Below are 11333 nucleotides of genomic sequence, written 5' to 3'. Positions count from 1 at the left end.
GGGCAGGGGGTACTGGGCCACGATGCGGTAGCTGTAGCTCACCCCCCGCCGCAGGCTGCTGCTGGTGTCGGTGTAGGTAGTGGTGGCAATGGATAGCGTAGCGATCTTAGTGTAGCCCCCTGTGATACCCGTCTGGCAGGGGTTGGGTTCGGGGCTGGTGCAACCCTCTTTGCGGTAGACCAACATTTGGGGCAAGTAGGTTGAACCGGGCTGGGCGGGGGGCAGGCAGGCGTAAGGTGCCCAGTTGAGGCGGATGGCCCGGCTGCCGCCGGTGGTGGGTGAGACGGCTTGGGCTGTCAGGTTCTGGGGCCGGGGGCCGATGAGCAGAATCTGAAAACTCTGGTACGAGTTGAGCGCCGCCGCGCGGTTAGCGGGCAGGTCAGTGGCCTTAATGGTGATGAGGTAAGGCTCCTGCCGCAGCTGCCCGCAGTTGGTTTGCCAGTTGAACGTACTGCTGGCCGGGCTTGCCTGCGCCACCAGTTCACCGGGGGTGATGGTAGCAAAGGCGGGTGGCAACAGGGGTGGCGAGTACGCTACCCGGTCAGGCGTTAGGTTGAATGGTCCACCAAAGCCTTCGGTTAATACACGGTTTCCGTCGGGATCAGTTACCCGGATGCCCTGCGTAATCAGTGTGCCCGCTTCGGCGCAAATATCAGCAATGGGATCAATCAATGGCCGTTTGTTGGGGCCATCCACCACAATCACCTGCACGTCGCGGGTGATCTCGCCGATGAGTACGCCATCCCGCCATTCCTGAATCACGAAGGCATAGTTATACTGTCCAGCTTCGGCGGGCGAATCCCAGCACACATCACCCGTGCGGGAATTAACCGTGAAGGTTGCCCCGGAAGCACCCGCTTCGGTTTTGCCCGGTGGCACCACCAGGTTAGGCAGTTGGTAGCGCGTAACGGGAAACGACTGACAAGCTGTGGCATCGTTATCGTTCCCGTTCGACTGTTGTGGTGTGGCAATCCGGTACGATAAAGAATCACCGTCAATGTCGAAAGCCGCCGGGTTGTGACAATATTTCTGACCGATCCGAGCCGAATCGACAGGCGGATTGAGCAGTACTGGTGTACTGTTTAGGCCCAGACTACTGATAACCGAGATTGTTGTTGTAACAAAGAAGTTAATCTCCAGTGACTGCCCACCGTTAATGTTCCGGGTCTGGTCGTTTCGGTTGATGATCCGTGCCGAAATAGAATAGGTCCCCGGCCCCTGGTAGGTATAGGTAGTGCGGTATGTGTTGATCGACGTGCCACGACCAAACGGGCGGATCGACACACGATCTACCTGCCGCTGAATGCCGTCGCCAAAGCAGAAAAGCACCTGGTTGGCATCACGAGCCGCATCACGCCCTTTTATTTCGTCATAATAGGCAGTGAGGGTGATTTCGTATTTCAGCGATGTGCCGTCCAGCAAACGTCTTGTAGTAATCTCGCCGGCCCGCACGTGAGTGGCCTGTGCTGCCTCCGGTAGCAGAATGCCAATGCCCAGCAGCAAGGCCAGTAACCAGCCGGTATAACTCGATCTCATAAAATGGGGTAGTGTTTATAATGTCAACGTTTTTGGCACCTACAACGGTATGTTGCCATGTTTCTTCTTAGGTAGCGTAGCCACTTTATTTTCCAGCATCTGAAACGCCCGCATCAGTTTCTGGCGTGTCTCTTCCGGATAGATCACCTCATCGATGTAGCCCCGGTGGGCAGCACGGTAGGGGTTGGCAAACTTGTGGGTATACTCCTGCACTTTCTCCTGCAACTTGGCCTGTGGGTCTTCCGCTTCGGCGATCTCCCGCTTGAAAATAATTTCGGCGGCACCACTCGCGCCCATCACCGCAATTTCGGCGTTGGGCCAGGCGTAGTTCATGTCGGCCCCAATGTGCTTTGAGTTCATCACGTCGTAGGCCCCGCCATAGGCTTTACGCGTAATCACGGTGACGCGTGGCACCGTGGCCTCGCAAAAGGCGTAGAGCAGCTTGGCCCCATTGGTGATGATGCCGTTCCACTCCTGGTCGGTGCCGGGCAAAAAGCCGGGCACGTCTTCCAGCACCAGCAGCGGTACGTTGAAACAGTCGCAGAACCGCACAAACCGGGCCGCTTTGGTGCTGGCCTGAATGTCGAGTACGCCCGCCAGCACCGCCGGCTGGTTGCCTACCACGCCAATGCTGCGCCCCCCGATGCGGGCAAAACCGACCACGATGTTTTCGGCAAAATTCTTGTGCACCTCCAGAAACGAATCAGCATCCACGATGGCGTCGATTACTTCGCGCATATCGTAGGGCTGGTTGGGGTTGTCGGGAATAATGCTGTTCAGGGCGGGGCGGCGTTCGGCTTCCGGACCGTTGCCCGTATCATAGGCCAACATGGGTGGCTGGTCTTCGCAGTTTTGCGGAATATAGCTCAGCAGCTTTTTAACGTGCTGAATACAAGCCAGTTCGTTGGCACATGCAAAGTGTGTCACGCCCGATTTAGTGCTGTGGGTACTGGCCCCGCCCAGCTCTTCAGCGGTTACCTCTTCGTGGGTCACGGTCTTTACCACGTTGGGGCCGGTTACGAACATGTAGCTCGTGTTTTCGACCATAAAGATAAAATCCGTGATGGCCGGGCTGTATACGGCCCCACCCGCACACGGCCCCATAATGGCCGACAGTTGCGGAATCACGCCCGACGCGCGCGTGTTCCGGTAAAAAATGTCGGCATAGCCCGCCAGTGAAAGTACCCCTTCCTGAATCCGTGCTCCGCCCGAATCGTTGAGGCCAATAACAGGCGCACCGTTTTGCATGGCAAGGTCCATGAGTTTGCAGATCTTCTCGGCATGGGTCTCGGACAGGGCGCCGCCAAAGACCGTGAAATCCTGCGCGAAAACGTACACCAGTCGCCCGTCGATGGTACCGTAGCCCGTGACCACACCATCGCCGAGGTAATATTCTTTGTCGAGTCCGAAGTCTTTGGTACGGTGCATGACAAACTTGCCAATTTCTTCGAAAGACCCTTCGTCGACCAGCAGGGCGATGCGTTCGCGGGCGGTTAATTTACCCTTGGCGTGTTGGGCATCGATGCGTTTTTGGCCACCACCCAACAGGGCTTCGGCATTTTTACGGGCAAGTACGTCGGTCGTTTTCGCAGTTGGCAGTGACTCCATGTAGGCAATTAACGGGAAAAAGGGTTTGAGCAAAAGTAATTGGTTTCTTAACCAAAAACAGACCCGTTTGGGCAGGCCATCAGGTAAGATTAGACCTACGGCGACTTTCTTGTTTTTAGCGTACCGAACATAACAACGTTGTCATATGAGTCAGACCAACCAACCGACCGATGCGCCGCACCAGCCAACACGGCGGAAGTTTTTGCAAACCGGGGCTTTAGCAGCCAGTTCATTTCTAATTGTGCCCCGCCACGTACTGGGCAAAGGCTTCATTGCCCCGTCTGACAAGCTCAACATTGCGGGCGTGGGTATTGCGGGTAAAGGCTTTTCCGATACCAACAACGCCTTTAACAACGGCGCCAACAACATGGTAGCCCTCTGTGATATAGACTGGAGCGCCCGCACCAAAACCAACTTCGACAAGCACCCCAAGGCAGCCAAGTACAAAGATTTCCGGCAGATGCTGGACAAGGAAGGCAAAAACATCGACGCTGTAACCGTTTCGACCGCCGACCACAGCCATGCCGTGGTAGCCATGGCCGCCATGCAGTTGGGTAAACACGTATACGTACAGAAGCCTCTGACGCACAACATCCACGAGGCACGGATGCTGACCGAAGGTGCCCGCAAACACAAGGTGGTGACGCAGATGGGCAACCAGGGAGCGTCGAATCCTGACCAGAACAAAATGGCGGAGTGGTATGACAAAGGCCAGATCGGCACGGTGCATACAGTACATCTCTGGACCAACCGCCCCGTATGGCCACAGGGCTTCAATGCGCCAAAAACCGAAGCCGCCGCCCCGGCTGATATTGACTGGGACACCTGGATCGGACCAGCCACGCCCGTGGGCTATTCGCCGCTCTATCACCCCTTCAAATGGCGCGGCTGGTGGAATTTCGGGGCCGGTGCTCTCGGCGATATTGGCTGCCACATCATGGACATGCCTTTCCGGGTGCTGGGGCTTAGCTCACCCACCGATGTAGAATGCAGCACGGGCACAGTTTATGAGAAAGACTGGGTAGCTAACTACGTGCCCGAAGGTTGCCCGCCTTCGTCGCAGGTGCAGATGACGTTTCCGGCCACGGCCAAAAACAAAGCCCCTATCAAAATGACCTGGGCCGACGGCGGTATTCGTCCGTTCCGCCCTGAGCAACTCCCCCTCGACGCGCCGATGGGTGGCGACGACGGCGGCGTGATCATGATTGGCGACAAGGGTATCATTGTCTGCGGACTTTATGGTATGTCGGCCAAGTTGTATACCAAAGGCAGCGGTAGCACGTTCAGCCTCACAGCCGAGCAGAGCACCCCCCAAAACAAAACCATGCCCGAATGGGGGCATCAGGTGCTGTGGACGGAGGCCTGCAAAGCGGGTTTCAACAGCAAGGAACACAAAGCCCTCACCTCGTCGTTCGATTTCTCTGGTCCCCTCACCGAGTCGGTGCTGATGGGTAACCTGGCTATTCGGAGCTACAACCTGCGTTCGGGCAAATCGGAAGGTCGGAATTTTGACTATCCTGGCCGGAAAAAGCTGCTCTGGGATGGCAAGAACATGAAAATTACCAACTTCGACGAAGCCAACCAGTTCGTCTCGCGCCAATACCGCGACGGCTGGAAGCTGGCGTAATGATTTACGAATTACGATGTACGATTTACGATCTGTGGCTAGCGCCAACGTAGTAGTGCGTCAGCAAAAATCGTAAATCGTACATCGTAATTCGTAAATCATTATCTCCTATGCGCTATCTGCTTTCGCTTGTTTATCTATTCACTCTTTCACTCAGTGGCTTCGCCCAGCCGCAGGTGTTCGCGCATAACGACTATGAAAAACCACAGCCGCTTACGGCGGCCCTAGCCCAAAAGGCGGATTATATCGAGGCCGACGTATTTGTGCGCAATGGGAAGCTAGTGCTTGGCCACACCCCCGCCGAAGCCGACACCAGCAAACGAACGCTGGAGGGGACGTACCTGAAACCTATTGTGGCTCTTTTCGCCCAACACAAGGACCGTGTCAGCCCCGACCGCCGCTACACGTTCAGCCTCTCTATCGATGCCAAAGACAAAGCCGAGGAGGTACTTCCGTTGCTGCGGGCACTGCTGGAACAGAACCTGACTGTCTTCAACCGGAACATGAACCCCCTGGCCATTCGGATTATTGTGAGCGGCAATCGGCCCCGCCCCGAACAGTTGCTCGACTACCCGGCTTTCATCTTTTTCGACGGTCGCCCCAGTGAACTGTATGACGATGAAACGGTGAAACGAGTGGCCCTGATCTCCGACAATTTTCGCTCCTACGCCCGCTGGGATGGCACGGGCGAGATTGGCGACGACGATAAAGCCAAGCTCAAGCGCATTATCAAACGTGCTCACGAAGCCGGTTGCCCCATCCGCTTCTGGAATGCCCCCGACAACCCCGTAGCCTGGAAACAGCTCCGTAAATTAGGCGTCGACGTGCTCAATACCGACAAAGTAGCCGAGTGCGTAGCGGCGGTTAAGTAGTTCAGAATGAATATGCTACCGCCAGATTTGAGCCGGTACTACCCGTCAGACCCACGGTATACATATTAGATTTAACGTTGTCAGCTTGTTTCGGGTACCACAGATACCGACCGTAGAGCGTGGCCAGGGTAGTTTGTACAATAAATCGCTGCCCCAGCATATAAGCAATGCCAACGCTACCCTGCGCGCCTATCTGCTGCTGATCTACACGCCTGTCTACCGACTGAATGGTGCTGCTAAATTCAACGCCACCTTCGGCAAAAGGCCGTAGCCGATTTTGTCCTTTATAAGCCCGCACAAACGGCGCAATGACATAGGTGGTATAGTAATTGGTTGCCGGTGCCGAAAGGTTGTTGTCGGTGGCGGTCAAGCTAGCTCTAAGGGCCAGGCCAATTGCGGTGTTGTTGCGAACAAACCGACCGGCAGACAGGCCAACGCTGCCGGTGGAGTAACGGGTATTGTTCTGTTGCGCGTTTGCCCCCCCGTACTGCGCGGTGTTACCAAACGCACTCAGCGAGGCCCCCAGTAGCCAGCGGCCCGCCTGCGTTTGGAACGCGGTGATCGCTTCAGCTTGTGCTCCCCCACCCCGGCCCGACAATATATTTACGCCAATGCTGGCCGTACTAGCCCCAATGGGCAGTCCATTACTGCGAATACCCGCTTCAACACCAAACCGATCAGAGACGGCATAAAGCAGGCCCGCCTGCACTGACGGATCGGCCGACCAGTTTTCCTGATTACTGGCAGCAGTCACCGTAAGCTCCTGGCTAGGTGCCATCACCGATTTCTGTTCGCTTTTATTACGGCCGTAGCTCACGCCCAGCCCCCCGCCCGCGTACACAAAAAGACGGTCAGCCACGGGCCAATACCGCCGAACGAAGCCCGCCACCGATCCACTACTCCCACGAACAACGGCGTCTGATTGGGTGCGTTGACTATACTGTGTGGTATTACCCTGCCAGGTTCGGCCAAAACCAATGGTGTAGCCCAACAGCCAGCTATCACGCACGAAAACACCCCGGTTGAAAGCAACAGTCAGGCTGGTGTTGTACCCGTTGGTGGCGAAGGGCTGGCTGGTTGCCGTGCCTGTGATACTTCCCCACGTGTAGGCAATACCAACGTCGCCTGATGTGATTGACTGCCCTCTCCCGGTCTGTGCTTCAGCATGAACAAAGGAGAATAAGCTTAGGGAAAAGAGAAAAGTGTGTTTCATAAAATTGGATTTAGTAGTCAATCAAAGCTACTAAACCCAATTTAGTTGGTGGTTGTCAAGTTGTTAATCTATGTTAAGGGGCTTGAAGGTTATTTGCTTCAGGGTGGCTCCGCGCTGGTGTGGTTTGGCAGTTATATAAAATGTCAACGCCCCCCTGCCAGTAGCTCGTCGTGGGTAATAATAGATTGCGTGAGGGGCTGCCATGAGAATGGCTTCGGCATCAAAAGCATTAGCAGGGCAAGCGATTGCGGCTAAGGCGGATGCGGTCTCTTACTCTACAAAAAAACATACGTCAGCGAGAGGGCCGGGCGCAGGGTAAGGGCAAAGTTGGTCTGGTTGCTGGACTCATTCGTCACTGTCGTATTCGACCATTCATGACCCAGGCCCCCTACTTCGGCTTCGGCAATAAATCGCTGCCCAAGCATATAAGCCAGTCCGCCGCTTACACGCAGGGAGTAGCGGGTGGTGGCTCCACCTGCGCTGCCGATGGTACGTTCTGTAATCCAGCCCCCCTGTGCGCCTACATATGGACCGAAGCGACTAGACAACAGGTATTTTTTCACGAAAGGCTCCAACCCAATGCCTTTGGTAATCACGTCGGCTCCTCCCCCCGTTGTAGCCCGCGCCGACCGTAGAAATTCGTTGGTAACGGTTTGATTGCGGATGGGAATTGCCACGCCAACCACCCACCGGTTACCAGCCATATAGCCAAAGCTGGGACGTAAGCTTATCAGCTGCGTGGTCTGCGACTGCACTACCTGCGCCTGCTCCGTCGCCGAGATTAGCTTACGTTGCTGGCTACCCACCGAAAATGACCCGCCAACCAGCCAGTTGCCCGTAAGCAGTTGATTAGGCGTTTTTCGGGGTTCGGGACGTGCGCGGGTTTTCACGCCTGTGAGCACCACCAAGCCTAAATTCAGATTGCCAAACACCAGTGGAATTACGCTCGACCGGGCATTAAGGTCGATGCCCCAGTGCGGCTTAATGCTATAAAAAAGGCCTGCCTGTACCTCCGGCGATACCTGCCAGTTGGTATTCTGATTCTCTGATCCACGCTGAAACGTGTTGGCCGTAATAATCCGGTTACGACCATAACTAACAGACAGCCCCCCGCCAAAATAGCCGCGCAAGGCCTGTTTTCCCCAAAAATGACGCACAAACGGCACTACGGATATGGTCCCGTTTCGGCTGTCTGTGACGGCATCGAAGTTAAGACCACGGCGGCTCAAATCGCGGGTGCGGGTATAGCGCAGGTCGGCCCCCACCAGCAGGTTGCTGCGCACAAAAGTGCCCTGCGTTAACGACAAATCGAGGGACTGCTGCTCAGAGATATCCTGGTACAATTCTGTCTGACCGGAGCGCGTACCCACCCCACCCGACCACCAGTTTACACCCCGTTCGGTTTGCGCTACGGCGACTTGACTTAGTAATAGCAACAAGCTGGTAAAACGTAGTTGTGTACTCATCGTCGTCGTTGTTTCAGCTAGAACGTAAACCCCCGGCAAGTGATTACACATAGGGAGGGTTGTTTAGGCTACGGGAAAATCAAGTTAATCTGCGTTACAGTATGGGTATAGCTTTTAGCAGCAAAGCACCAATTTACCAGAATATAAAGGTAAACGTTACACATACGCGTGTATTCATCAATCTACTGCCAGATCGGGCACAGTCTCGATAGGTAGAAGGGCTTATTATGGTTGGTATGTTGGCAACCTCGTCGCTATTAGTTTGCTAGTGGTACAGTCATCGAAACAACCAGCCTAAATAAGCGTATAAACAAACGAAGCCGCCCCAGCAGATGCTGGGGCGGCTTCGTTATATATGGATTAGACTAGCTTACTCTACTACAGCCTCAGGCTTTTTCACCGTGATCTGAAGTGCATCGCCTTCGCCGCTGTAATCGGCCAGAAGCACGTCGCCCTCTTTGAGTTCGCCTTTCAGAATCTCTTCGGCCACGGGGTCTTCGAGATACCGCTGAATGGCACGGCTCAACGGACGGGCACCATACTGCGGGTCGTAGCCTTTCTCGGCCAGGAAGTCTTTCGCCTTCTCGGTGAGTTCAACGGCATAGCCCAGGTTAGTGACGCGGCCCAGCAACTTGCCCAGCATCAGGTCGATGATGAGGTGGATGTCTTCGCGCTGCAACGAGTTGAACACGATCACGTCGTCGAGACGGTTCAGGAACTCCGGCGAGAAGGCTTTCCGCAGGGCATTCTGAATCGTTGACTTCATCAGATCATCCTGATTTTCGCTGCTCTTCTTCGACGCAAAACCGATACCGGCACCGAAATCTTTCAAATCACGTACCCCAATGTTGGAAGTCATGATGATGATTGTGTTACGGAAGTCAACGCGGCGACCCAGACCATCGGTCAGGATACCATCGTCGAGCACCTGCAACAGGATGTTGAACACATCCGGGTGGGCCTTCTCAATCTCGTCAAGCAATACTACTGAATACGGCTTGCGGCGGATTTTCTCCGTCAACTGACCGCCTTCCTCATAACCCACGTAGCCCGGAGGGGCGCCCACCAAGCGCGATACGCTGAATTTCTCCATGTATTCGCTCATGTCAATGCGCACCAGTGCGTCGTCTTTGTCGAACAGGTAGGTGGCCAGCACCTTGGCCAATTCGGTCTTACCAACGCCCGTGGGGCCAAGGAAGATAAACGAACCAATGGGCTTCTTGGGATCTTTCAACCCAACGCGGGTGCGCTGAATGGCTTTGACCAGCTTCTCGATTGCCGAGGCCTGCCCAATGACTTTACCCTTCAGTTCCTCGCCCATGTTGACGAGTTTCTTGCCCTCGTCGTTCGATACGCTCGTAACCGGAATGCCCGTCATCATAGCCACTACTTCGGCCACGCTTTCTTCGTTTACGGTGTAACGGCGCTTCTTGGTGTCTTCTTCCCAGGCCAGCTTAGCGCGGTCGAGTTGGTCGATCAGGCGCTTTTCTTTGTCGCGCAGTTGAGCCGCCTCTTCGTACTTCTGGCTTTTCACCACCTGATTTTTCTCTTTCTTAATATTCTCGATCGACTCTTCGAGGCGGAGAATATCGTCAGGGACGGTGATGTTGCTGATGTGTACGCGGGCACCTACCTCGTCCATTACGTCGATGGCCTTGTCGGGCAGGAAGCGGTCACTAATGTACCGTTCCGACAGTTTCACGGCGGCTTCGATGGCCTCCGGCGTGTAGGTTACGTGGTGGTGATCTTCGTACTTATCCTTGATGTTGTTCAGGATCTCGATGGTCTCGTCAATTGACGTAGCATCCACCATCACCATCTGGAAACGACGGGCCAGGGCACCATCTTTCTCGATGTACTGACGGTACTCATCCAGCGTGGTGGCACCAATGCATTGAATGTCGCCGCGAGCCAGGGCAGGCTTGAACATGTTCGAGGCGTCGAGCGAACCCGATGCACCGCCGGCACCCACAATCGTGTGTAGCTCGTCGATAAACAGGATCACTTCGGGTGATTTTTCCAGCTCGTTCATCACCGCTTTCATGCGCTCTTCAAACTGACCCCGGTATTTGGTGCCAGCCACTAAAGAGGCTAAATCGAGCGTAACGACGCGCTTGCCAAACAGCACCCGCGACACTTTCTTCTGCACAATGCGCAGGGCCAGTCCTTCAGCGATAGCTGTCTTACCAACGCCCGGCTCACCGATCAGGATCGGGTTGTTTTTCTTACGGCGGCTCAGGATCTGGGCCACGCGTTCGATCTCTTTTTCACGACCCACAATAGGGTCTAGTTTACCCAATTCGGCCAATTTGGTCAGATCACGGCCAAAATTGTCGAGTACCGGAGTACGCGATTTTTCCGAGCCTTTGTCTTTACCCTGACCACCACTGCCCGCGTTGCCAAACATGCCGCGTGCGGCGTCGTCGTCATCGTCGGTGTCGTGGGCCATTGTGGGTTTGCTTCCGGTTGATTGGTATTCCAGCATTTCCTTAATGACTTCGTAGTTAACGTTGAACTTATGCAGAATCTGGGTGGCGACGTTGTCTTCGTCACGCAGAATCGACAAGAGTAGGTGTTCGGTGCCGATCAGCGGGCTTTTGAAAATCTTCGCTTCCAGATACGTAATCTTCAGGGTCTTCTCCGACTGACGGGTCAGGGGGATATTCGCCAGATTCTTGACGTTGTTTGTTGCGGTTCCTTTCGTGGCTTGTTCGATGGTGATGCGCAGTTCGTCGAGTGAAATCGACAACTTTTTAAGCAATCCCACCGCTACGCCTTCGCCCTCGCGAATCATGCCAAGCAGTAAGTGTTCGGTGCCGATATAGTCGTGCCCGAGCCGCAAAGCCTCCTCTCGACTTAGCGAGATGACTTCTTTCACGCGGTTTGAAAATTTTGCTTCCATTCGCTTTAGGTCCTCAGTCGTATTAGCGTCTTACTGATTTAACGTATTTTATTTTTGGTTTGTTCGCCGGGGCAGATAAGTGATGAACGCTGAGTGGTAGGTGCGGAAT

At 54.8% G+C, this 11333-nt stretch carries 6 protein-coding genes and 1 pseudogene; 2 read left to right on the top strand and 5 right to left on the bottom strand.

Features of this window, described 5'->3' with window-relative positions; genetic code table 11:
- Together J2I47_RS25780 and J2I47_RS25775 are read right to left on the bottom strand one after the other, a co-directional pair.
- Positions 1–1536, bottom strand: a pseudogene (locus J2I47_RS25780) (gliding motility-associated C-terminal domain-containing protein); the annotation flags it as partial.
- 39 nt (positions 1537–1575) lie between these two features.
- Positions 1576–3144 carry an acyl-CoA carboxylase subunit beta gene (locus J2I47_RS25775; RefSeq protein WP_207367507.1) on the bottom strand — a complete coding sequence of 523 codons (1569 nt, stop codon included), beginning with the start codon at positions 3142–3144 and terminating at the stop codon, positions 1576–1578.
- A 145-nt stretch (positions 3145–3289) separates the two neighbouring features.
- Here J2I47_RS25775 and J2I47_RS25770 point away from each other — a divergent pair, with 145 nt between their 5' ends.
- Together J2I47_RS25770 and J2I47_RS25765 are read left to right on the top strand one after the other, a co-directional pair.
- A complete protein-coding gene (locus J2I47_RS25770) occupies positions 3290–4771 on the top strand; it encodes a Gfo/Idh/MocA family protein (RefSeq protein ID WP_207367506.1) in 1482 nt (493 codons plus the stop codon).
- Positions 4772–4881: 110 nt separating this feature from the next.
- The gene (locus tag J2I47_RS25765; RefSeq protein WP_207367505.1) at positions 4882–5643 is read left to right on the top strand and encodes a phosphatidylinositol-specific phospholipase C/glycerophosphodiester phosphodiesterase family protein; all 762 of its coding nucleotides are present in this window, start codon (positions 4882–4884) and stop codon (positions 5641–5643) included.
- A 1-nt stretch (position 5644) separates the two neighbouring features.
- Here the strand turns inward: J2I47_RS25765 and J2I47_RS25760 are convergent, their stop codons facing one another.
- From J2I47_RS25760 to J2I47_RS25750, 3 genes are all read right to left on the bottom strand, one after another.
- Entirely contained in the window at positions 5645–6856 is a 1212-nt protein-coding gene (locus tag J2I47_RS25760) for a hypothetical protein (protein WP_207367504.1), read from the bottom strand.
- Positions 6857–7131: 275 nt separating this feature from the next.
- Complete coding sequence (locus tag J2I47_RS25755) at positions 7132–8322, bottom strand: hypothetical protein (RefSeq protein WP_207367503.1); 1191 nt, start codon at positions 8320–8322, stop codon at positions 7132–7134.
- 370 nt (positions 8323–8692) lie between these two features.
- Positions 8693–11224, bottom strand: coding sequence for an ATP-dependent Clp protease ATP-binding subunit (locus J2I47_RS25750; protein WP_207367502.1), 2532 nt, complete (start codon positions 11222–11224; stop codon positions 8693–8695).
- Positions 11225–11333 lie beyond the last annotated feature (109 nt).

Source organism: Fibrella rubiginis (assembly GCF_017353185.1).
GTDB lineage: Bacteria > Bacteroidota > Bacteroidia > Cytophagales > Spirosomataceae > Fibrella > Fibrella rubiginis.
This window is presented reverse-complemented; position numbering and strand designations above follow the sequence as displayed.